The organism is Clostridium prolinivorans, from assembly GCF_004011155.1.
Lineage (GTDB): Bacteria > Bacillota > Clostridia > Clostridiales > Clostridiaceae > Clostridium_AT > Clostridium_AT prolinivorans.
This window is the reverse complement of the sequence record NZ_RJWG01000018.1, coordinates 1-22,882: the sequence shown is the minus strand read 5'-3', so window position 1 is coordinate 22,882 and position 22,882 is coordinate 1. Positions and strand designations below refer to the sequence as shown.

20 protein-coding genes, 1 tRNA gene, 1 pseudogene and 1 other annotated feature are annotated in these 22,882 nt (G+C 28.3%); of the genes and pseudogenes, 7 read left to right on the top strand and 15 right to left on the bottom strand.

Going from position 1 to position 22,882, the window contains the following annotated elements; genetic code table 11:
- The 5 genes from EGD97_RS11090 to EGD97_RS11070 form a co-directional block, all read right to left on the bottom strand.
- Positions 1-1,470: a sugar ABC transporter ATP-binding protein gene (locus EGD97_RS11090; protein WP_078681991.1), complete on the bottom strand. Its 1,470-nt coding sequence runs from the start codon at positions 1,468-1,470 to the stop codon at positions 1-3.
- A 121-nt stretch (positions 1,471-1,591) separates the two neighbouring features.
- Entirely contained in the window at positions 1,592-2,596 is a 1,005-nt protein-coding gene (locus EGD97_RS11085) for a sugar ABC transporter substrate-binding protein (protein ID WP_127837401.1), read from the bottom strand.
- A 249-nt stretch (positions 2,597-2,845) separates the two neighbouring features.
- On the bottom strand, positions 2,846-3,028 hold the full coding sequence (locus EGD97_RS11080) for a DUF1858 domain-containing protein (RefSeq protein WP_078681960.1): 183 nt from the start codon (positions 3,026-3,028) through the stop codon (positions 2,846-2,848).
- A 114-nt stretch (positions 3,029-3,142) separates the two neighbouring features.
- On the bottom strand, positions 3,143-4,432 hold the full coding sequence (locus tag EGD97_RS11075; RefSeq protein ID WP_127837399.1) for an adenylosuccinate synthase: 1,290 nt from the start codon (positions 4,430-4,432) through the stop codon (positions 3,143-3,145).
- A gap of 95 nt (positions 4,433-4,527) precedes the next feature.
- Positions 4,528-5,907 (bottom strand): NAD(P)/FAD-dependent oxidoreductase, encoded by a 1,380-nt coding sequence (locus EGD97_RS11070; RefSeq protein ID WP_127837397.1) that lies wholly within the window; start codon positions 5,905-5,907, stop codon positions 4,528-4,530.
- Between the two features lie 396 nt (positions 5,908-6,303).
- Here EGD97_RS11070 and pgsA point away from each other — a divergent pair, with 396 nt between their 5' ends.
- Positions 6,304-6,807: a CDP-diacylglycerol--glycerol-3-phosphate 3-phosphatidyltransferase gene (gene pgsA / locus EGD97_RS11065; RefSeq protein ID WP_127837395.1), complete on the top strand. Its 504-nt coding sequence runs from the start codon at positions 6,304-6,306 to the stop codon at positions 6,805-6,807.
- 108 nt (positions 6,808-6,915) lie between these two features.
- On the opposite strand, the gene EGD97_RS11060 is transcribed toward pgsA, so the two are convergent.
- Positions 6,916-7,137 (bottom strand): DUF3006 domain-containing protein, encoded by a 222-nt coding sequence (locus EGD97_RS11060; protein ID WP_127837393.1) that lies wholly within the window; start codon positions 7,135-7,137, stop codon positions 6,916-6,918.
- A gap of 373 nt (positions 7,138-7,510) precedes the next feature.
- Between EGD97_RS11060 and nuoE the strand changes: the two genes are divergently transcribed.
- The 3 genes from nuoE to EGD97_RS11045 are packed head-to-tail and all read left to right on the top strand — an operon-like array spanning position 7,511 to position 11,677.
- On the top strand, positions 7,511-7,996 hold the full coding sequence (gene nuoE, locus EGD97_RS11055; protein WP_078681965.1) for an NADH-quinone oxidoreductase subunit NuoE: 486 nt from the start codon (positions 7,511-7,513) through the stop codon (positions 7,994-7,996).
- A 21-nt stretch (positions 7,997-8,017) separates the two neighbouring features.
- A complete protein-coding gene (locus tag EGD97_RS11050) occupies positions 8,018-9,913 on the top strand; it encodes an NADH-ubiquinone oxidoreductase-F iron-sulfur binding region domain-containing protein (protein WP_127837391.1) in 1,896 nt (631 codons plus the stop codon).
- A 21-nt stretch (positions 9,914-9,934) separates the two neighbouring features.
- Positions 9,935-11,677, top strand: coding sequence for an NADH-dependent [FeFe] hydrogenase, group A6 (locus EGD97_RS11045; RefSeq protein WP_127837389.1), 1,743 nt, complete (start codon positions 9,935-9,937; stop codon positions 11,675-11,677).
- 98 nt (positions 11,678-11,775) lie between these two features.
- Here the strand turns inward: EGD97_RS11045 and gloA2 are convergent, their stop codons facing one another.
- The 3 genes and pseudogenes from gloA2 to EGD97_RS11030 all read right to left on the bottom strand — a co-directional run bounded on the left by gloA2 (position 11,776) and on the right by EGD97_RS11030 (position 14,111).
- On the bottom strand, positions 11,776-12,162 hold the full coding sequence (gloA2, locus tag EGD97_RS11040; RefSeq protein ID WP_127837387.1) for an SMU1112c/YaeR family gloxylase I-like metalloprotein: 387 nt from the start codon (positions 12,160-12,162) through the stop codon (positions 11,776-11,778).
- Positions 12,163-12,195: 33 nt separating this feature from the next.
- Positions 12,196-13,489 (bottom strand): annotated as a pseudogene (locus tag EGD97_RS11035) (acetyl-CoA hydrolase/transferase family protein).
- Between the two features lie 28 nt (positions 13,490-13,517).
- Positions 13,518-14,111 carry a DUF1836 domain-containing protein gene (locus tag EGD97_RS11030; RefSeq protein WP_127837385.1) on the bottom strand — a complete coding sequence of 198 codons (594 nt, stop codon included), beginning with the start codon at positions 14,109-14,111 and terminating at the stop codon, positions 13,518-13,520.
- Between the two features lie 169 nt (positions 14,112-14,280).
- Here EGD97_RS11030 and EGD97_RS11025 point away from each other — a divergent pair, with 169 nt between their 5' ends.
- Positions 14,281-14,883: a protein kinase gene (locus EGD97_RS11025; RefSeq protein WP_127837383.1), complete on the top strand. Its 603-nt coding sequence runs from the start codon at positions 14,281-14,283 to the stop codon at positions 14,881-14,883.
- A gap of 186 nt (positions 14,884-15,069) precedes the next feature.
- Positions 15,070-16,680, top strand: a complete 1,611-nt coding sequence (locus tag EGD97_RS11020; protein ID WP_127837381.1) for a Na/Pi cotransporter family protein — start codon at positions 15,070-15,072, stop codon at positions 16,678-16,680.
- Positions 16,681-16,749: 69 nt separating this feature from the next.
- Here the strand turns inward: EGD97_RS11020 and EGD97_RS11015 are convergent, their stop codons facing one another.
- The 5 genes from EGD97_RS11015 to EGD97_RS10995 form a co-directional block, all read right to left on the bottom strand.
- The gene (locus EGD97_RS11015; RefSeq protein ID WP_078681973.1) at positions 16,750-17,256 is read right to left on the bottom strand and encodes a hypothetical protein; all 507 of its coding nucleotides are present in this window, start codon (positions 17,254-17,256) and stop codon (positions 16,750-16,752) included.
- 280 nt (positions 17,257-17,536) lie between these two features.
- Complete coding sequence (locus tag EGD97_RS11010; protein WP_127837379.1) at positions 17,537-17,977, bottom strand: VanZ family protein; 441 nt, start codon at positions 17,975-17,977, stop codon at positions 17,537-17,539.
- A 234-nt stretch (positions 17,978-18,211) separates the two neighbouring features.
- Entirely contained in the window at positions 18,212-19,165 is a 954-nt protein-coding gene (locus tag EGD97_RS11005; protein WP_127837377.1) for a M20/M25/M40 family metallo-hydrolase, read from the bottom strand.
- Between the two features lie 79 nt (positions 19,166-19,244).
- Complete coding sequence (locus EGD97_RS11000) at positions 19,245-20,255, bottom strand: M42 family metallopeptidase (RefSeq protein WP_127837375.1); 1,011 nt, start codon at positions 20,253-20,255, stop codon at positions 19,245-19,247.
- Positions 20,246-21,286: a M42 family metallopeptidase gene (locus EGD97_RS10995; protein WP_127837373.1), complete on the bottom strand. Its 1,041-nt coding sequence runs from the start codon at positions 21,284-21,286 to the stop codon at positions 20,246-20,248. The genes EGD97_RS11000 and EGD97_RS10995 overlap by 10 nt, the downstream gene beginning before the upstream one ends.
- 219 nt (positions 21,287-21,505) lie before the next feature.
- Positions 21,506-21,750: a binding site (T-box leader), on the top strand.
- 151 nt (positions 21,751-21,901) lie between these two features.
- Here EGD97_RS10995 and EGD97_RS10990 point away from each other — a divergent pair.
- A complete protein-coding gene (locus tag EGD97_RS10990; RefSeq protein ID WP_127837371.1) occupies positions 21,902-22,405 on the top strand; it encodes a tryptophan transporter in 504 nt (167 codons plus the stop codon).
- Between the two features lie 317 nt (positions 22,406-22,722).
- Here EGD97_RS10990 and EGD97_RS10985 read toward each other — a convergent pair.
- Positions 22,723-22,798, bottom strand: a tRNA-Lys gene (locus EGD97_RS10985).
- Positions 22,799-22,882 lie beyond the last annotated feature (84 nt).

Genomic DNA, 22,882 nt, shown 5'->3' with positions numbered 1-22,882 from the left:
CTAAATACCTCCTGTTGCATAATACATAATCTTCTCTTGTGTAAACTCATTACGATTTAAACTTCCAGTAATAGTTCCATTACACATAACCAAAACTCTATCGCTCATGTTTATTATTTCAGGCAATTCTGAAGATATCATTATAATAGATACACCTGCTGATGCTAACTTATTCATTATTGAGTAAATTTCAGCTTTGGCAGCAACGTCTACACCTCTAGTTGGTTCATCCAAAATCAAAATTTTTGGTTCAGTAGCAAGCCATTTTGCAATAACAACCTTTTGCTGATTACCTCCACTAAGATTTCCTATTAACTGATTACTTGTAGGTGTTTTAATAGACAATTCATCTATATATTTATTGGTAATATCATTTTCTACTTTTTTATTAACCTTAATAAACTTTATAAATTTATCTAAAATTTTTAGTGTTATATTAAATTTAACACTTTGAATAAGAAAAAGCCCTTCTTCCTTCCTATTTTCTGGAACTAAAGCAATACCATTTTTCATGGCATCATTAGGTTCCTTAATATTTACTTTTTGTCCATCTATTAATATTTCTCCTGAATCAATAGGATCAAGACCAAAAATAGCTCTCATAACTTCTGATCGTCCCGCCCCCATAAGTCCTGCAAATCCTACTATTTCACCTTTTCTAACACTAAAATTAATATTTTTTAAAACGCTTTTTCTATTTAAATTTTTAACTTCTAATATGATATCCCCAGGCTCGTTATAATCTCTCGTATAATAACTAGTTAATTCACGTCCAACCATCATAGCAATCAATTCATCATTAGAAGTATCTTTTGTAATTTTAGTCCCAATGTACTCCCCATCTCTCATTACAGTTACCCTATCAGATATTTCAAAAAGTTCATTCATTCTGTGAGATATATAAACAATACCAACTCCATGACTTTTTAAATTTTTAATTGTATCAAATAAAAACTTAACTTCTTTTTCAGTTAATGAAGATGTTGGCTCGTCCATAACAATTATTTTAGCATTAAATGATATAGCTTTTATTATCTCAACCATCTGCTGTTGTGCAACAGTAAGTCTAGAAATTAATGAATCTGCTTTAATTTTCACTTCAAAAGAATCCAATAATTTTTGAGCTTTTTCTATCATAGCTGCTTTATCAATAAATCCTGTTTTTCCCGTTACCTCTCTACCTAAATAAATATTTTCAGCTACCGTCATATATGGTACTAAAACTAATTCTTGGTGTATTATGCTAATTCCGTAAGCTTGTGCATCTTTAACAGACTTTATATCTGCTTTTTTACCCTGAATATATATCTCTCCTTCATCAACACTATATATACCTCCAAGAATTTTCATAAGTGTTGATTTCCCTGCTCCATTTTCTCCTAGAAGTGCATGTACCTCTCCTTCATTAAGCTCAAAATGAGCATTTTTTAAAGCATATACTCCCGGAAATTTTTTGCTTATATTTTTCATTTGGAGTAAATTGCCATTCAATACTATTCACCTCTCATTTTTCTTTTTATATTATTTAGGCTTTACTAAGCTTTAATGCTAAATAAAGCCTTTATCCCAATTCAATAATTTAATCTATAATTTATTGCCATCCATCAGTCCCATATTGGGAAACGTTATCTTTATTTATAAGAAAAGTTTCAACTGGTATTCTCTTTTCAAAGCTTTCACCTTTGAGTATTTTATAGCCTACTTCAACAGATTTTACACCAATTTGCTTTGGAGATTGAGCCCCACTTCCAGCAAATTGTCCTCCTTTTGCAATTTCAGCCTTAGCCTCAGGAGAACCATCAACACCATAAATTAATACTTTATCTAAATTAGCTGCTTTACATGCTGCAAGTGCTCCTAAAGCTGTGGGATCATTTCCTCCCATTATAGCAACTACATTTGGATTTGCTTGCAAAATATCTTCAGAAAGTTTCATAGAAGTCTCAAGATCGCCTTTTGCATCTTGTTGTGCAACTATTTTAAAACCTTTTCCTTCAATAGCACTCATAAAACCAGATATCCTATCATTTATTGAATTCATTGTAGGAGAATCAAGAACAACAATATTTCCTCCATTAGGAAATTTCTTTACAAGATCTTCACCGCAAACTTTTCCAGCATTTTTATTATCAGATCCAACATAAGCAGTTACATAGTCCATATCTTTAACTTCTGTATCAAAATTAATAATTGGAATATTAGCTTTTTTTAAAGCTTCAAGTGCAGGTCTTATGCCCTCCCAGTCAACAGGATTTAGAAAAATTGCATCTATACCTTGAGTTATCATATCATTTATTTGATCAATCTGCTTAGATACATCCATTGCTGGATCTGTAGTTATAAGCTTGTCTCCATTTTTTTCAACTTCACTTCTAATTGATTTTTCAAGTACTTGGAAAAATGGATTATTCATTGTCATACAAGTATATCCGAAAGTATAATGCTTTTCTTTGTTTTCACTCGACTGCTGCTGTTTAATCTGATTTTTTGAATCATCAGATTGATTAGGCGTACTTGAGTTTGCACAACCAGCAAAAATTCCAATTGTCATAGAAATTGTTAATGCAATTCCTAACATTTTTTTAATTTTTCCCATATAAAATTTCCCCCTTTTAATTTTATGCTGTTGTCAAAGTTTTAAATTATTAAAACAACAGCTATTTGCTTTTACTTTTTATATATTATTATATATTCCCATATATACCTATATATTCAAATCAGTTTCATAAAAATCCCTTTTAGTACCAAATATGTTTATCTTAAATTTAAGCAAAAAATAAGGTATAGTAAGACTGTTTAAATAGTCTTACTATACCTTATTTTAAAATTAGATTACTTTATTTTATTAAGCATTTAATGCTTCTAATAATTCATCAACATCAAATCCATGAACTTTTGCAGCTTCTTCTAATGTTTCAGCTTGAGATGCTGGACATCCAACACAACCCATTCCAAAACTCATAAGTATTGCTATTTTATCTTCATGATTTCTAACTATTTCACCTATAGTCATGTCTTTAGTTATCATTCTATCATCTCTCCTTTATTTAAATTAAATCATACTATTTTACTACGATTTAATTTAAATTATATCAGAGATTATAAAAATAATAAAGACAATTATAAAATTTTTTATAAAAATTTATAAAATTTCTTCTATAACAATAGTTTGATCTCTTCTTGGACCTACAGACACTATTGAAACCTTAACTCCTGTAAAATCTTCTATTTTCTTTAAATATTTTTTTGCATTTTCAGGAAGTTCTTCATAATTTCTTGCATCTCCAACACTTTCATCCCATCCATCAAATTCTTCATAAACAGGCTCACATTTTGCTAAATCTTCAAGACTTGCTGGAAAATAATCTATAACCTTATCTCCAAGTTTATAACCAGTACATACTTTTATTTTTGAAAGTCCTGCTAATGTATCAATTTTAGTTACAACAAAACTAGTTAAGCCAGAAATTCTTGCTGAAGATTTTAATATTACTAAATCAAGCCATCCGCATCGTCTTGATCTGCCCGTAGTAACACCATACTCATGTCCCTTTTCTCTTATCCATTCACCTATTTTGTCATTAAGCTCTGTAGGAAATGGTCCTTTGCCTACTCTTGTAGTATATGCTTTTGCTATACCTACAACTTTATCTATCATAGAAGGTCCTATACCTGCTCCTGATGGAACTCCTCCAGCTATTGTATTTGAAGATGTTACATAAGGATAAGTTCCATAATCTATATCTAAAAGTGTTCCTTGCGCTCCTTCAAAAAGTATATTTTTACCTGATTTTATTTCATCATAAACCCTAACTGATATATCTTTAACAAAAGGTCTTATCCTCTCAGCATAAATTAAATATTCATCACATATAGAATTAAAATCTAACGCTTCTTCTTCATATACTTTAACAATTATGTCATTTTTAGTTTTTATATTTTCATAAAGTTTTTCTTTAAATACTTCTGTATGAAGAAGATCGCAAACTCTTATTCCACATCTTTCAACTTTATCTGTATAAGCAGGTCCTATACCTTTCCCAGTAGTACCAATATCATTTTTGCCTCTGGATTTTTCTTTTAATTTATCCAAAATCTTATGATATGGCATTATGATATGCGCTCTATCACTTATTATAAGGTTTTCTGGAGTAACTTTAACTCCTAATCCTTCTAAATAATCTATTTCTTCAAAAAGAGCTTTAGGATCTATAACAACACCATTTCCTATAACATTTAATTTGTTTCCATAAAGAATTCCAGAAGGTATAAGGTGAAGTTTATATTGTTTATCTTCAACTTCTACAGTGTGTCCTGCATTGTTTCCCCCTTGAAACCTTACTATAACCTCAGCTTTCTCAGCAAGGTAATCTGTCATCTTTCCTTTTCCTTCATCTCCCCATTGGGCTCCTAATACTACAAATGCTGACATTTGTTTTCCTCCAATCACATTTTTTATTCTGCCTAAGCATCTTCATAAATTATTAAAGATGTATATAAAATAAATATTTATAAAATAAAAGTAATTTATTTAAACTTTTCTGCTAAAATTCTCCCTACATACACTCCACTAGCTGAAGCCTGTGATAATGAGTGAGTTACTCCTGAACCGTCTCCTAAAATGTAAAGCCCTTTTACTGCAGTTTCAAGATTATTATCTACATCTACTTTAGAATTATAAAATTTAACCTCAACTCCATATAAAAGAGTATCCTCGTTAGCTGTCCCTGGAGCAATTTTATCTAATGCATATATCATTTCTATAATATCATCTAATTGTCTTTTAGGTAATACTAAACTTAAATCCCCAGGTGTTGCATTTAAAGTTGGTCTTGTAAAACTTTTTAAAAGCCTATCTTCGTTAGTTCTATGTCCTTTAACTAAATCTCCAAATCTTTGAACTAAAACTCCACCACCAAGCATATTACTTAATCTTGCAATTGATTCCCCATACTCATTACTGTCTTTAAAAGGTTCTGTAAAATGATTTGAAACCAAAAGAGCAAAATTTGTATTTTCTGTATGGAATTTTGGATTTGCATAACTATGTCCATTAACTGTAACTATTCCATTAGTATTTTCACTTACAACCTCTCCATGAGGGTTCATACAAAAGGTTCTTACAAAATCTGAATATTTCTTAGTTCTATATACTATTTTACTTTCATAAACTTCCTTTGTTATATGCTCAAAAATAGAAGCAGGCAGCTCTACACGTACACCTATATCAACCCTATTACTCTCTGTTTTTATTCCAAGTTTCCTACACATTTTTGAAATCCATTTCGAACCGGAACGTCCTGTTGCTATAACTAAATTCTTAGCAATATAAGTTTTTTCTTCCGTTTGAACTATAAATTCATCTTTTGATTTATCTATTTCAATAACTTCAGTATTAAAAATCATATCTATTCTTTCATTTAAATAGTCAAATATATTTTGAAGGATAAACAAATTTCTATCTGTTCCTAAGTGTCTTACCTTTGCATCTAAAAGATGTAGATCATACTCAAGGGCTTTACTTTTTATATCTGAGTTTGCAGTTGAATAAAGCTTTGCTGAAGCTCCTCCCATTTTACAAAGTACTTCATCTACATAATTCATAAGCTCTAAAGCTTTATCTTTTCCTATATATTTATAAAGCTCTCCTCCAAAATTATTTGTTATATTATATTTACCATCGGAAAGACTCCCTGCCCCTCCATAGCCATTCATTATATTACAAGTTTTGCAATTTATACATGACTTTATTTTTTCTCCATCTATAGGACATTTTCTTTTATCCAAAGTATTACCTTTTTCTATCATAAGCACATTAATGTTCGTATTTTTTTGAGTTAATTCATAAGCTGTGAACATACCACTTGCTCCAGCTCCAATAATTATAATATCATAAATTTCAGGCATATATTATCCCTCCCTAGGTTATATTAACAAAAACTTTTCTCTTAGTCAATAAAATTTGCGAATATTAAGCTTATCGATTTATATTTTATTCGTATATATCATAATTTATTAAAAGTTTAAAATTATTATTATATAAATTATATAATAATATGATATTATATTTTATATAGTTATTTTTGATATAATTATAATGATTGTCTTATATATAATGATTATATTACAAAAGTCTTTTTATTGAATATTTACCAATATTTATAGATGTAATAAAAATTTAGTAACACTAACTATATATAGTTATATATAGTATAAATTAATTTACAGCTTATTGTAGATTAATCATGTACTAATTATCATATTAAATAAATATATTTTAGGATTAGGAGCGGTGCTGTAAAAATGAATATACCTAATTTACTTACATTATTTAGAATTATATTAATTCCTATTTTTATACTTGTTTTCTTTTCTGAAACTCCAAATAGCCTGTTAAAATCTATATTAATATTTTTACTTGCTGGTTTTACAGATTTTCTTGATGGCTATATAGCTAGAAAATATAAAATTATAACTAAGGCTGGTATAGTTTTAGATCCACTTGCTGATAAACTTATGCTTATAACAGTTTTATCTTGTCTTCTTATAAAAAGATATATACCTGCATGGGTTCTTATTGTAATTGCCGCCAAAGAAATTTTTATGATTTTATGCGGAGTATTTTTATATAAAAAAAATATTGTTATACCTTCAAACATATTTGGGAAATTATCTACTGTATTTTTTTATATTTCAATATTTGTACTAGCCTTTAGCCATAAAATAGGCATATATCTTTTATATTTTTCAGTAGCAAGTGCTATTGTAGCTTTTTTTAATTATGTTATAGTTTATACAAAAAAATAAATTTTCTTTAAATTTAAAGAAAATTTATATACCCTGTTAAATGATTAATATTTAACAGGGTATATAAATAATCTTATTTTTTATATTATATTTACCTATTATTTAAATTTATTTTTCCCATAAATCTTTTGTTATAAATTTAATTTTATCATTTCTTTTTTTAGTTTCTTCATAATTAATAATTATTTTTTTATTAACTTCATCAATATCTATAACATATCCCTCTTTTGCTTCTTTTGGAATATATTTCTTATTTATACTAATCATTTTTTCATTATATAACTCAACTACAGCAAAATCTCCTTCAAATCTATCTATTATGCCAAGCAAAAAATCATCTCCCAAAATTTATTAAAAATTATTTCTATTAATATATTACTATATTTTTTACTATATTTTTTAAATAAACAGCATTATCTTACATAAACTCAATAATTTTTTAAAAAAACACTTAATTTTTAGTTTAATATTTAGTATAATGATGTAGGTAGTATATCATGGTTATCGTTTATATAGCTTGTGAATTTTTAATTTTTTATTTTAAATATTAAAATTTTACAAGTTTTAATATTTAAAATTAAAAATAAGATTTACTTTAAAAATTTTTTAGACTATAATATTTGGAAATGGTTAAGCCATGATGTAAAGCATAATTATGATTGTTAATTAACAAACTTGTCCATTATAAAGGAGGTTATAAAACATGGCATGTAGTAAAAATGTCCTCGCTGAAGAAAAATTTCACGAGCTAGAGGAATTTATTAATGATCTTCCTGATAAAAAAGGAGCATTAATTGCAGTTCTTCATAAAGCTCAAAGTATCTTTGGATATTTACCTGAAGAGGTCCAATTATTTGTAGCAGAAAAATTAAATGTTCCTGCTTCTAAAGTTTATGGTGTAGTTAGCTTTTATTCTTATTTTACAACAGAACCTAGAGGCGAATTTGTCATTAACGTATGCATGGGTACAGCATGTTTTGTACGTGGTGCAGCAACTGTTTTAGCTGAAATTGAAAACCAACTAGGTATAAAAAGTGGTGAAACTACTCCAGATGGTAAATTTACCATTGATGTTCTTCGCTGCGTTGGTGCTTGTGGTTTAGCTCCAGTAGTAACAATAAATGATAGAGTTTATGGTCACGTTACTGCAAATGATGTTAAAAAAATATTAGCTGAATATCAAGACTAATAAATAAAGGAGGGAAATACTTTGGCTAAAATTAATTCATTAGAAGAACTTTTAGAATTAAATAAAAAATATAAGCCTATTCTTAAGTTAAGAAATCTTAAACAAGATGAAATACCAGCTGATGAAAAAAATATAGAAAAAAGAGATATCTTAATTTGCGGCGGTACAGGATGTAAAGCTTCAAAAAGTGAACAAATATTAAGAAATTTTAATCGCTATATAGATCTTGCTGGATTATCTGATAAAGTTCATGTATCAATAACCGGCTGTTTTGGATTTTGTGAAAAAGGGCCTATAGTTAAGGTTTTACCTGATAATGTATTTTATATACATGTTACACCTGAAGATGTTGAAGATATAGTTCGCGAACATCTTGTAAAAGGAAATGTAGTTGAAAGACTTTTATATGAAGAACCTACTTTAAAAGAAAAAGTAAAAAGACAAGATCAAATGTCTTTCTATGGAAAACAGCACCGTATAGCTTTAAGAAACTGCGGACTTATAAATCCTGAAGACATAACTGAATATATAGCTGAAGATGGATATCTTGCTCTTGGTAAGGTATTAACTTCTATGACTCCAGATGAAGTTATTCAAACAATGATAGATTCTGGACTTCGCGGACGTGGAGGCGGTGGTTTCCCTACAGGTCAAAAATGGCTTTTTGCAAAAAAGAGCAACTCTAAAGAAAAATATATAATTTGTAATGCTGATGAAGGAGATCCAGGTGCTTTTATGGATCGTTCCATACTTGAAGGAGATCCAAACAGTGTTATAGAAGCTATGGCTATTGCAGGATATGCTATAGGTGCAAATCAAGGTTACATATATATAAGAGCAGAATATCCTCTTGCAATAGAAAGATTAAAAACTGCTATTAATGAAGCTAGAGAACTTGGTCTTTTAGGTAAAAATATTTTAGGCAGCGGATTTGACTTTGATTTAGATATAAGATATGGTGCAGGAGCTTTTGTATGCGGTGAAGAAACAGCACTTATTCACTCTATTGAAGGAAACCGTGGAGAACCAACAACAAAACCTCCATTCCCAGCTGTAAGTGGTCTTTGGGAAAAACCAACATGTGTAAACAACGTAGAAACTTTTGCTAATATTCCACCTATAATATTAAATGGTGCTAATTGGTATAATTCCATGGGTACAAAGACTTCTAAAGGAACTAAGGTTTTTGCTCTTGCAGGTAAAATTAATAATGTAGGTCTTGTTGAAGTACCTATGGGAACAACTCTTAGAGAAATAATATATGATATCGGCGGTGGAATTAAAAACGGACGTAAATTCAAAGCTGTGCAGACAGGAGGGCCTTCTGGCGGATGTATTCCTGCTTCAATGCTTGATAGCCCAATTGATTATGAATCTTTAAATTCCATAGGTTCAATGATGGGTTCAGGCGGAATGATTGTTATGGACGAAGATAACTGTATGGTTGATATAGCTAAATTCTATCTTGAATTTACAGTAGATGAATCTTGTGGAAAATGTACTCCTTGCCGTGTAGGAAATAAGAGACTTCTTGAAATATTAACTAGAATAACTGAAGGAAAAGGAACAGAGCAAGATTTAGTGGACTTAAAAGAACTTGCAGAAACTATAAAAGATACTGCACTTTGTGGACTTGGTCAAACAGCTCCTAATCCAGTTTTAAGTACTATGAAGTATTTCATGGATGAATATGAAGCTCATGTTAAGGAAAAACGCTGTCCAGCTGGAGTTTGTCAGGCTTTAATGCAATACTTTATTACTGATAAATGTATAGGCTGCACAAAGTGTGCTAGACAATGTCCAGTATCTGCTATAAGTGGAAAAGTTAAAGATAGACATGTAATAGATCAAGAAAAATGTATAAAATGTGGTGCTTGTCAAACAGCATGCCCAGTTAAAGCTATAATAAAGCACTAATTTGAGAGGAAGGTGAAAGTTTTGAGTTTAGTAACTGTAACTATAAATAATAGACAGGTACAAGTAGAAGAAGGAACTACAATATTAGAAGCTGCTAAAGTTCTTAATATAAAAATTCCTACATTGTGCCACCTAAATTTACATGATATAAAAATGGTTAATCAAACTGCTTCCTGTAGAGTATGTATGGTAGAAATAGAAGGAAGAAAAAATTTAGCTCCAGCTTGTGCTACTCCTGTTTTTGATAAAATGGTAGTAAAAACAAACACAATAAAAGCAATAAAGGCAAGAAGAACTGTAGTAGAACTTCTTTTATCAGATCACCCAAAAGATTGCTTAGTTTGTGATAAAAATACAAATTGTGAACTTCAGCAATTGGCTGCAGATCTTGGAATACGTGATATACCTTATAAAGGTGAAATGTCAACATATGAAATTGATGATTCAAGTTATTCTATAGTTAGAAATCTTGATAAATGTATACTTTGCAGAAGATGTGAAACTATGTGTAATAAAGTTCAAACAGTAAATGTTCTATCTGGAGTTGAAAGAGGATTTGAAACTGCTGTAGCACCTGCTTTTAACTTACCTTTAACAGATACATCATGTACTTTTTGCGGCCAATGTGTTGCTGTATGTCCAACTGGTGCATTAACAGAAGTTAATAATATTTCAAAAGTTTGGAATGCATTAAGAGATAAAGATAAATTTGTTATAGTTCAAACTGCTCCAGCAGTAAGAGTAGCATTAGGTGAAGAATTTGGTTTAGAACCAGGAACTGTTGTTACAGGTAAAATGGTTACTGCTCTTAGAGAACTTGGATTTGACAAAGTTTTTGATACAGACTTTGCTGCAGACCTTACTATAATGGAGGAAGCTTCTGAATTTGTTCACAGAATTAAGCATGGAGGAAAACTTCCAATACTTACAAGTTGCTGCCCTGGCTGGGTAAAATTCTTTGAGCATCAATTCCCAGATCTTTTAGATATACCATCTACTTGTAAGTCACCTCATGAAATGTTTGGTGCTGTTGCAAAAACTTACTTAGCTGAAAAGCTTGGTATAGACCCTAAAAACATAGTAGTAGTTTCAGTAATGCCTTGTCTTGCTAAAAAATATGAAGCTGCAAGACCAGAACTTTCTCATGAAGGTAATCAAGACGTAGATATAGTTATAACTACAAGAGAGCTTGCTAAAATGCTTAAAGAAGCTGGTATAAACTTTAATTCTCTAGAAGATGGTGATTTTGATAATCCTCTTGGAGAATCAACTGGAGCTTCAGTAATATTTGGAACTACAGGTGGAGTTTTAGAGGCAGCTCTTCGTACAGCTTATGAATGGCTTACTGATGAAGAACTTAAAGATGTTGAGTTCCACAATTTAAGAGGTATGGATGGAGTTAAAGAAGCTACTGTAAAAATTAATGATATGGATGTAAATGTAGCTGTAGCTCATGGTCTTGGAAATGCTAGAAAAATACTTGAAGCTATAAGAAATGGTGAAGCAAATTATCAAGCTATTGAAATAATGGCTTGCCCTGGTGGATGTATAGGTGGAGGCGGACAGCCATATATACATGGCGACATAGAAATCCTAAAGAAACGTGCTGAAGGTATCTATAATGAAGATAGAAGTAAGGCTAAGAGAAAATCTCATGAAAATGAATCTGTTCTTAAATTATATAAAGAATACTTAGGTGAGCCTTATGGAGAAAAAGCTCATGAACTTCTTCACACTCATTATACTGAAAGAAAGAAAATGTAATTAACTTATTAATTAAAAATATATTAAATATTAATATATAAGTAATAAGTAAAGGCACAAAGCAAAGTGTTTAAAATTTTCCTTGCTTTGTGCCTGTTTTATTTTTCATAAATCTCTAAAGGTAAATTGTCAGGGTCATTAAAAAAAGTAAATTTTTTACCTGTAATTTCATCAATTCTTATAGGTTCTGTAACTATACCTTTATCATTAAGTTCTTTTACTGCTTCATTAATATTAGAAACTTCAAAAGCTAAATGCCTAAGTCCCGTAGCCTCTGGATAGCTTAATCTTTTAGGTGGATTATTAAAAGAAAATAACTCTATTTGATAATCTTTATCAATGCTTAAATCAAGTTTATATGAATCTCTTTCTTTTCTGTAAGTTTCTTTAATTATTTTTAAACCTAATATATTTACATAAAAATATTTAGATTTTTTATAATCAGAACAAATAATTGCAACATGATGTATTTTATTTAATTTCATTTTTAAACCCCTATTTATATAAATTTTTATAAATCACCAAATATAATTTTTTTTAGCTTGATACTTTAGTTCTTCCCTGAATTTAGGATGAGCTATATTTATTAACTCTTTTACTCTCTCTTATACTGCGTCCACTTAATTTAGCTACTCCATATTCAGTTACAACATAATCTACATCATTTCTTGAAAGAGATACAGCAGCTCCTAAATTAATAAATGGAACTATTGTTGAAATAGTATCTTGTTTTGCTGTTGAATACAAAGTAATAATAGATTTACCTCCATTACTATTTTGAGAACCTATTGCAGTATCAGCTTGCCCTCCAGTACCACTATACTGAGTAAATCCAATTGACTCAGAACAGCATTGCCCTGTTAAATCTACCTGTATAGAAGTATTAATTGATACCATTTTATAATTTTGTCCTATAATATAAGGATCATTAGTATATGCAGCACTTTTAAATTCTACAGAAAGATTATTATCTATAAAATCATAAAGTTTTTTTGTTCCTAATGCAAAAGATGCTATAAACTTATTTTTATTTATTGATTTTCTTCTATTAGTAACAACTCCTTCATTATAAAGATCTACTATACCATCTGTAAACATTTCAGTATGAATACCTAAATCTTTTTTATTAGATAATGCCTTTGTAACTGCATTTGGAATAGCACCAATTCCTAGCTGTAATGTAGATCCATCTTCTATTAGTTCAGATATATAATTACCTATAGTTATATCTTTTTCATTTGGTTCTATACTTGGAAGTTCAATAAGAGGAGATTTATATTCATATACAAAATCAACTTCACTTATATGTACAGCAGTATCACCATAGGTCCTTGGAAGATTTTCATTTATTTCTAAAATAACTATATCTGCATTTTCTATATATTCTCTTTCATATGTTACTGAAAGTGATAATGAAAAATATCCATGTTTATCCATAGGAGTTGCTGTACCTACGAAAATATTGGGTTTTTTATAATTTAACCTTTTTTTAGCGGCAAAATGAAGATGACTTGGAATTAATGAAACAGTTTCAAATTTATGTGATTTTCTTGCCAAACCACTATAAAACCAAGTTTCATTAATAAAATGTCCATTCATTTCAGGATTAGAACAAAATTCATAATTCCCCATATTTAAGCAAGTAATTACTGACACATTTTCTACTTTAGATTTTATTTTATGAAGGTTTGAAAGAAATCCTGTTGCTTCAGCAGCACCTAAGCCTACAGCAATTTCATAATTAGATTTTACTTTATTAATAGCTTCATCTAAACTTATTAATTTGCTTTTATATAGTTCCTTATAATTCATAAATAAACTCCTTTTGCTTATATTTTTTCTATTTTTCATTATATTCATCAATAATTTTTTTAGCAAGCTTTTTAATAATGCTCGCTTCTGCTATTAATGTCATCACTGTAAGAAAAACTAAAATTCTCTCTTCATCATCTTTTTTTAAATTATTTTCTTTTATTATATTTAATAGCTTTTCTTGATTAAAATTATTTTTAGATAAAAAATCGTCAATTATTTCTTTTTGAAAATTAGAAAATATTTTATAAGCTTTTTCCCAAGATAATATATCATCAGATTTGTTATTTATATTATTAAATGCAAGATTAAAAACTTTTTTAATTTCTTCTGATGTTAATACAGGTCTCATATAACTTAATAATAAAAGTTGAGCTAGATGCTCCTTAGTATATCCTCTCTTTTTACCCTCTTCAGGTTTTGATATAACTTCACTTTTTATATAATTTTGTACAATACTGCTAGTATATTTTTCATCTTCAAATTTATCATTTAAATAATCAATTACTTGAGATAAAAACAAATCATAACGTGGTAAATCTTCATAGGAAACTATTGCATTTTTTGATATTTCTTCAGCTAATTTTCTTATATTATATATATTAAAACTATCTCTTTCCATAATTTAAAATCCTCCTGAATTTTTATATCCTATATTCACATTATAAGTTAAATATAAACTCATTACAAGTTAAATTATATAGTTGAAACTTATCAAATATAGAAAATTTTGTAATATTTAAATTTAATTTTCATATGTTATTACAAAGCAATATTTTTTTGGTATATATATGAGTAAAAAACATAAACATAAATTTCAACAAAATAAATATTCTGATATTAATCTTTTTGAATGCAAATTTTTAGGTAAAGGCCATAATGGAATAGTATATCTTCTTCCTGATGGTAAAGTTATAAAAATTTGTTTTATAATGAAAGATTTCTATGGAGAAGCTCATATTTTAAAAAAGGTAAATGGAAATAAATATTTTCCTAGACTCTACGAAGTTGGCGGAAATTACATGATAAGAGATTATGTAGATGGAATACCTTTGAAAAACTATATAAAAAAGAATGGACTTACAAGAAAACTTGTTATTAGCATTTTAGAAATGTTAAAAGAATTTGAAAGACTAAAATTTTTGAAAATAGATGTACGTTGCAAAGATGTTTTTGTAGATTCAAATGGTAAATTAATGATTATAGATCCTCAAAAATTTTATTCTAAAGAAAGAGATTTTCCTAGGCATCTTTCAAAAGGATTATATAAATTAGGTGTGTTAGACTTTTTCTTAGAAGTATTAAGAGAAGAAGAACCAAAGTTATACAAAAAATGGTACAATAAAATAACTAATTATATTAAAGAACTTAATATAATTGATGATATTGAATAGATTTCCAATTAAAATTCTAAGAACTTATCTAAATATTAGTATAATTCTTAGAATTTTAATTGGAAATTTTTTATGTTAAATCTATGTTAAGTTTATGTTACAAATACTTAACAAACAAAATATATAGTAGTATGATATTTTCGTAGGTTTTTTTATTATTATGTAAAATTTAAGTGGAGGGATCGTATGGATATTTCTTCGACCATTATTAGCCTTATTGGCGGCTTGGGACTTTTCCTATATGGTATGAAGCTTATGGGAGATGGTCTAGAAAATGCAGCTGGAGAAAAGTTAAAAGGATTTCTTGAAAAGATAACATCCAATCCTGTAAAAGGTATTTTAGTTGGAACAATAGTAACTTCTATTATTCAAAGCAGCAGTGCTACTACAGTTATGGTAGTAGGCTTTGTTAACGCTGGACTTATGAGCCTTTACCAAGCAGCTGGAGTAATTATGGGAGCCAATATAGGTACTACAATTACAGCACAACTTGTTGCATTTAACCTTTCTGCTACTGCACCAATCTTTGTAGGTTTAGGAGCTGCTATAACATTATTTTCTAAATCAAAGAAAAACAGAGAAATTGGTCATATAGTTTTAGGTTTTGGTATACTGTTTATGGGACTTGAAATTATGGGAACAGCATTATCACCATTATCTAAAGCTCCTGAATTTAAAAATATGATTGTAGCTTTAAGTCATAATCCTTTTTTAGGTATACTAGTAGGTATGATAGCAACAGGAATTATTCAAAGTTCTTCAGCAACTACAAGTATATTAATTACTATTGCCGGAAGCGGTGTTATACCACTTCAAGCAGCAATTCCTGTTTTATTTGGAACTAACATAGGAACCTGTGTTACAGCACTTTTAGCTAGTATAGGAACAACAAAAACAGCAAAAAAAGCAGCCTTAATTCATTTAACATTTAATGTAGTTGGAACAGTAATTTTCTTCATACTTTTAAAACCATTTATAATTTTAGTTCAATTATTAAGCGGAAATGCTGATATAAAAAGGCAAATTGCAAATGCACACACAATATTTAATATAATTAATACATTTATATTGGCTTGGTTTATTCCTCTTCTTATTAAGTTTGTAAACAAGCTTATTCCAGGAGAAGATGAAACTGAAAAAATGGGTACAAAATTTATAGATGAAAGATTTCTAGAAACACCTGCAGTTGCAATTGGACAAACTGTAAAAGAAATAATACGAATGGCAAATAAAGCTAAAGAAAATTTAGAACTTTCTATGGATGCTTTTAGAACAAATGATAGCACCCTCATTGAAAAAGTATTTGAAAATGAAAATTTAATTAATATTTTAGAAAGAGAAATAGTATCTTTTTTAACAAAAATTTCAAATAAAGAAATACCAGCTGGTCAATCAGAAGTTATAACTTCAATGTACCATATAGTTAATGATGTAGAAAGAATTGGAGATCATGCTGAAAATTTAGCAGAACTTGCTCAAGAAAAAATACTTAAAAAACTTGAATTTTCTGATGATGCTTTAAATGATTTAGATCATATGTTTAATTACACAATAAGTGCTCTTGATAAAAGCATATCAAGTTTTGAAAATAACGATTCTTATGCTGCCCAAGATGTTCTTAAAATAGAAGAAAGAATTGACAGTCTAGAAAAAGAACTTCGTAAAACTCATATAAAAAGGCTTAATAATGGCAGCTGTAATGCTTATAGCGGAACTATTTTTTTAGATATAATAAGCAACTTAGAAAGAGTTGGAGATCATGCTACAAATATAGCTGAAGTTATATTTAATCATTAATTTTTAATAAAGTATGTCATACATAGTTTTATTTTAATACTATGTATGACATACTTTATTATATATTTATTATTTATTAAATTTTTTAATCCTCATATCTATAATTTCAGCTTCACTCTTTATTGAATTTAATTCATTATTTATATTATTAAATATATTATTAAGTTTTTCATTTAAAATAAATTCATCTTCTAATAAATTTTTTATAACATTGACAGAAAAATCAATATTATATAGTCTATCATTCATACTTTCAAGAAATTTTTTCATGTCTAAAAATGTTCTTTCTTCTAAATTTACTTTATTACCTTCATCATCAATATAAATATATGATGCTTTTTCTCCACACTGTGAACATATAAAATCAATTTCTATAGAATTTTCTTTTTCTTTTTCTCTAAATTTAAATAATTCTCCTTTGCACTTTGGACAAGATGGAACTATCATCTTACCATCTAATTGAAAAGTTTCTCTAATAGTATTACATTCTGAACATTGCACTTTAAAAGAAATTCCATCAGGAATAATTAAAAATTTATTATTATCACATTTATCACAAATTCTCGTTCTATACATTAATTTAATACCACTCCCTTCACTTTTATATATGAAGGAAATTTTATATATATTACAAAAATAATATATATAGGATAAATAAATATAAACCGTATATTTTATAATAATATCTTATAATTAGATTCTTAAATATTAATTTAAAAAATTTTTATATATTATGATTGAACCACAATAAGCTGTAAATAAATTTTCATTACACAATGAGTAGTATATTTATTATTGATTTACTTCAAAATATAGTAGTCAATTCTAAAAAAATAATTTTTGTGAGATAATCTTATTATTGCTTTCTAAAAAATTTTTGTATATGAAAAATATATCTAATTCCCAATGCGGTTATTCCACCCATCGTATCAATTAAAACATCTCTAAAAGCTGGACCTCTGCCAGGAACAAAACTTTGATGGAATTCATCTAAAGATGCATAAAAGAATACTATTATAAGTGAAAAAATTAATGATTTTTTAAAACTAAAACTTTCTATAAAAGCATTATATAAAAACATATAAAGAATAAAATATTCTGTAAAATGTGCACCCTTTCTTACAATAAAATTTGCTAAATCTCCAAATGTACTATTTAAATCTAACCCAAGAAGATTAAATACATATATTACAAATTTACTATTTTTATCTGATATATCTCCTGGCTGATTTGAAAATATAAAAATAACTATCATCCAAGCCACAACTAAAAGCCATTTAATCTTTTTTTTATCCATAAATAAAAAATCCTTTCTATAATATTTTGTATATTTTATTATAACTTACTGTACTGTTTAATTTCAATTTAATAAATTTTTCATTAAACTTTGTGTTTGTAATTTATTCTAAACTTAAATAAAATGTAGCAAAATATTTATATTAATAAAAGTCACACACAAAAAAGGATTTACCTTATTTATGTATGACTTTTTAATTTATCTAAAACATCTATATTTTTTGGAGTATAGAATTTATATTAAACCTTTTAAAAGTTTTATAGTTTTTTCTATATCTTCTATTGATACCATCTCTGAAATAGAATGATTATACCTGCAAGGAACAGAAACAACTCCTGTTTTAACTCCACACTTTTCTTTATGTATTGTACCACCATCAGTAAATCTTTTTGATGCTGTATATTGTATAGAAATATTATTATTTTTAGCAGAATTTTCTAGTTTTTCTTTTACTTCATGATGCATTATAAGACTTCTATCCATAACGGTTAAAATAGGGCCTTCTCCAAGCTTTATATTGCTTTTACCTCCAATAATATCTGAAGCTTCTTCTAAATCAACAACTATTGAATAATCAGGCTCAATTTCAAAAGACGCTGCTCTTGCACCTCTACCTCCAAGTTCAGCTTGAGATGAAAATACAAAGTAAAGCTCTTTATCTGTTTCTTTGATTTCTTTTATAAGTCTAATTAAAATATAACATCCTACTCTATCATCAAGTCCACAGCCTATAATATTATTATCAATTTCTATAATATTTTTAAAAAATGAAGCTACATCACCTTCTTGTATTTTATTTAATGCCTCTTCTCTATTTTTAACTCCAATATCAATAAACAAATCCTCTATTTCAGGATTATCTTTGGCTGCAGCTATTTTACCTATAACTCCATTTTCAAATTTAATAAAATTATGGACTACATCGGCTGGATTAAAATCACCAATATTTCCTACTCTTATAAATCCATTATCTTCTATATATAATGCTATAAGTCCTATTTCATCCATATGAGAACAAAACATAAATTTTTCTGAACCTTCACCTATTTTTACAATAAGATTGCCCATTTTGTCTTCTTTTATTTTACAATTAACATCTTTTAATTCATTTATTATAGTCTCTCTTACATTTGTTTCATGGCCGCTTACTCCAAAACTCAAAAGGAGTCTGCTTAATGTACTGTCCATATTAAAAATCCTCCTTATCACTCAAAACTTATAACTTCCAGTCTACAATTTTACAGCTGATCTCATTGAAACTTTAATATTATTTTATAGTTTTCAAATATTCCACCAAAAGCTTAATAGTATTTTCGTAATCAATTTTACTTGCTAAAGATACAGAAGAATGAATATATCTGCAAGGCACAGAAATAGTTACAACTTTAGCCCCTTCCCCTGAAGATTGAATAGCGTAAGCATCATTTCCTCCAGCTATAGCCCTTCTTTTTTGGTAAGGTATTTTCTTTTCATCACAAACTCTCATTATTTCCATGGCAATATCATTATTAAAAATACTTGTTTTATCCATTATAGATATTGCAGGTCCTTTCCCTATTTCTGTAGCTCTTAGATGTTTTAAAACATTAGGCATATCTGCACAAATAGTTCCTTCTAGAACAATACCTATATCAGCTTTAATATTAAAAGCTGATACAAAAGCTCCTCTTTCTCCCACTTCTTCTTGAACATTAAAAACTCCATAAATATCACACTCATAATTTTCTTTTAAAGCCTCTATAAGAACTGCACAACCTATTCTATCATCAAAAGCTTTTCCTTTATAAAGCTCTTTCCCAAATTCACTAAATTCTGTATCAAATACAGCAAATTCTCCAATTTCTATTAACTTTTCAGTTTCTTCTTTAGATTTAGAACCAATATCTATACAGCAATCACTGTAAGATACAGCTTTTTTTCTTTCTTCACTGCTTTGAAGATGTATAGGCTTAAACCCTATAACTCCTGGAATTTTATTATCTCCAATTAAAACTACCTTTGAAGGTAAAATATTACCAGAAATACCGCCAAGAGAATAAAATTTTAAAGTACCGTCTTCATTATACCCTGTAATTATAAATCCAACTTCATCCATATGAGCATCTATAATTACTTTGTTTTTACTATTTTTACTACCTTTTTTATGAGCTATAATATTCCCCATATTATCTACTTTTACTTCATCCACATATTTTTTAACTTCTTCTTTTATAATATTTCTAACATTCCCTTCATAACCTGAAGGACCTGTAGCATTACTTAATTTTTCTAAAAGCATAACAGCTCCTGCACCTCCTCATCTTTTATTTTTTCTACAAACTTAGCTATTATCCTCCCTGTATTTTTTATATCTTCCATATTTACAATTTCAACTGAAGTATGCATATATTTAATAGGTATAGATATTAAAAGTGTAGGTATACCATTTCTTGTTATTTGTATATCCCAAGCATCTGTTCCTGTATTTCCTGGCTCAACTTCAACTTGATATGGTATATTATACTCTTTACCTATGTCCATAAGCTTTTTTCTAAACTTAGGATGAATATTAGGTCCAATACATATTACAGGCCCATTACCTAATTTATTTTCCCTATCACTATCTCCTAAAGCACCACCATCAAAAGTTACATCTATAGCAATTGCCATAGTAGGATTTATCTCATAACTGCCTATCTTTGCCCCTCTATGTCCAACTTCTTCTTGACATGAAGATACAAAATATACGTCTAAATCATGATTTATATTTTGAAGTTCTTTAGCACATGCATACATTGCTGCAATACCAGCTCTATCATCTATAGATTTGCAAGTTACATTATTATTTAAAAGTTCATAAAAATTTCTTTTTAAAGTAACATAATCACCAATATTAACTATAGCCTTAACTTCTTCTTTCAAAAGACCTGTATCTATAAGCAGTTCTTCTTCTGTAATAGATTTCCTTCTATCTTCTTCACTCATAAGATGTGGAGGTTTTACGCCTATAATTCCTAAAATATCTTTCTTTCCATGTATTATTACCTCTTGAGATACGAGAGTTTTTGCATCAATTCCATTTCCTTTAAATTTTAAAAATCCATTTTCACTTATGTCTGTTATCATTAAAAATACCTCATCAGCGTGTGCCATAAGCATAATACTATTTTTCCCATTTCCTTTTTTATGTACATAAATATTATTTAATCTTCCCATTTTAATATCTCCAAATGGTTTAAAAGCTTCCTCAATAACAGGATAAATTAAATACTCCCTACCACTTGGAACATGGCACATACAAAGTTTTTTAAGAAATTCTATATCTTCCATATAATACTCCTTTCATGTAATAAAGCTATTCTTTTATAATATATTATAGATATCCAATGTGAAGGCTTAATATTAGTATAATAAAATAGTAAGCTTCTATAAACCATATAAACAATATTTTGCTTAATTGGATATAATTTCATAAATAAAATCATATAACAAAATTAAAAATATATTGACACTATTACTTTAACATAGTATTATAATGATAACAATACATTAAATCCATTGAAAAGGAATAGTAGCTGTAGTCATTAGTTTCAGAGAGCTGAGGATGGTGGAATCTCAGTACGATATGCTTCAGTGAATGGACCTTTAGGAGTAAGCCGAAATTTTAAGTTTTCTTAAAAGAGTAGTACTTAACGGATGCCCACCGTTAAAAGGGAAAAGACATGATAGTGTCTTATAGAGATATACTTTTTTGTATAATTTAGGTGGCACCGCGGATAACCTTCGCCCTATTATTTAGGGTGAAGGTTTTTTTAATTTAATTTTATAATATAAATTTTCTATTAAAGCAATTTATTTTACATTTTATATTTTTTCTTTTAAAAAAAGTATAAATATATATGAAATAAATTTTAATAAAAATATTTTTTAAAGGAGAGAGAAATCATGAATTTAAGAAAACTAATAATTAGCTCATTACTTTTAGCCATAGGTTTAATATTACACCAAATAGTTCCTCCAATACTTTTTGGAATGAAACCAGATTTTTTACTCAGCATGATGTTTATAGCTATAGCACTTTGCGACGATTATAAAACAACTTTAGTAATTGGACTTGCTGCTGGAATACTTACTGCACTTACTACTGGATTTCCAATGGGACAAATACCTAATATAATAGATAAAATTGTAACTTCTAATTTAATTTATTTTCTTTTCAAATTTCTTGACAAAAAAGTTAATAATCAAATTAAAATGGCAATAGTTTCAATTGTTGGAACACTTATAAGTGGAACAGTTTTTTTAGGATCAGCTTTAATTTTATTTGGACTTCCAGGCCCATTTTTTTCACTAATGCTTGGAGTTGTTCTTCCAGCAACAATATTCAATTTAGTTGCAGTAAGCATTTTATATAATTCAGCTCAAGTTGCTTTAAAAAGAATAAACTAGGGTTTTTAAACCCTAGTTTATTCTATATTATTTTTAAAAGTTTTTTAATATTTATCTGCTTTTCTATAGCTTTCTCATTGGACATAGCACAAAATGACTTTATACCTACATCAATACCTAGATTAAAAGTCATGCGCTCTACCGACTAAGCTAGTGAACCTTATATATTAGGTTTTAAAACCTATTGCATTAAAATTTTGAGGTAGTTTTTCACTCTCAACATTGAATTTTTCTATGTTTTTTAAACTCTACCCAACCAACTAAAAATTGATACAAAAAATTAAAAACCCTTGAAAATAAACACTTTCAAGAGTTTTTGGTGGCTCACCGGGGAATCGAACCCCGGACACCATGATTAAAAGTCATGTGCTCTACCGACTGAGCTAGTGAACCTTATATATTAGGTTTTAAAACCTACCTGGCAACGTCCTACTCTTCCACTCGGTCTCCCGAGCAGTACCATCGGCGCTGAGAAGC

What these genes read in the sequence shown, in the direction of transcription:
- EGD97_RS11080 (WP_078681960.1), bottom strand. Translation starts at nt 3,028, where the DNA reads ATGATAACTAAAGACATGACTATAGGTGAAATAGTTAGAAATCATGAA.
- EGD97_RS11010 (WP_127837379.1), bottom strand. Translation starts at nt 17,977, where the DNA reads ATGGATAAAAAAAAGATTAAATGGCTTTTAGTTGTGGCTTGGATGATA.
- EGD97_RS11085 (WP_127837401.1), bottom strand. Translation starts at nt 2,596, where the DNA reads ATGGGAAAAATTAAAAAAATGTTAGGAATTGCATTAACAATTTCTATG.
- EGD97_RS11075 (WP_127837399.1), bottom strand. Translation starts at nt 4,432, where the DNA reads ATGTCAGCATTTGTAGTATTAGGAGCCCAATGGGGAGATGAAGGAAAA.
- EGD97_RS11070 (WP_127837397.1), bottom strand. Translation starts at nt 5,907, where the DNA reads ATGCCTGAAATTTATGATATTATAATTATTGGAGCTGGAGCAAGTGGT.
- EGD97_RS11020 (WP_127837381.1), top strand. Translation starts at nt 15,070, where the DNA reads ATGGATATTTCTTCGACCATTATTAGCCTTATTGGCGGCTTGGGACTT.
- EGD97_RS11000 (WP_127837375.1), bottom strand. Translation starts at nt 20,255, where the DNA reads ATGCTTTTAGAAAAATTAAGTAATGCTACAGGTCCTTCAGGTTATGAA.
- EGD97_RS11090 (WP_078681991.1), bottom strand. Translation starts at nt 1,470, where the DNA reads ATGAAAAATATAAGCAAAAAATTTCCGGGAGTATATGCTTTAAAAAAT.
- pgsA (WP_127837395.1), top strand. Translation starts at nt 6,304, where the DNA reads ATGAATATACCTAATTTACTTACATTATTTAGAATTATATTAATTCCT.
- EGD97_RS11025 (WP_127837383.1), top strand. Translation starts at nt 14,281, where the DNA reads ATGAGTAAAAAACATAAACATAAATTTCAACAAAATAAATATTCTGAT.
- EGD97_RS11005 (WP_127837377.1), bottom strand. Translation starts at nt 19,165, where the DNA reads ATGGACAGTACATTAAGCAGACTCCTTTTGAGTTTTGGAGTAAGCGGC.
- EGD97_RS11030 (WP_127837385.1), bottom strand. Translation starts at nt 14,111, where the DNA reads ATGGAAAGAGATAGTTTTAATATATATAATATAAGAAAATTAGCTGAA.
- EGD97_RS10990 (WP_127837371.1), top strand. Translation starts at nt 21,902, where the DNA reads ATGAATTTAAGAAAACTAATAATTAGCTCATTACTTTTAGCCATAGGT.
- EGD97_RS10995 (WP_127837373.1), bottom strand. Translation starts at nt 21,286, where the DNA reads ATGGAAGATATAGAATTTCTTAAAAAACTTTGTATGTGCCATGTTCCA.
- EGD97_RS11015 (WP_078681973.1), bottom strand. Translation starts at nt 17,256, where the DNA reads ATGTATAGAACGAGAATTTGTGATAAATGTGATAATAATAAATTTTTA.
- nuoE (WP_078681965.1), top strand. Translation starts at nt 7,511, where the DNA reads ATGGCATGTAGTAAAAATGTCCTCGCTGAAGAAAAATTTCACGAGCTA.
- gloA2 (WP_127837387.1), bottom strand. Translation starts at nt 12,162, where the DNA reads ATGAAATTAAATAAAATACATCATGTTGCAATTATTTGTTCTGATTAT.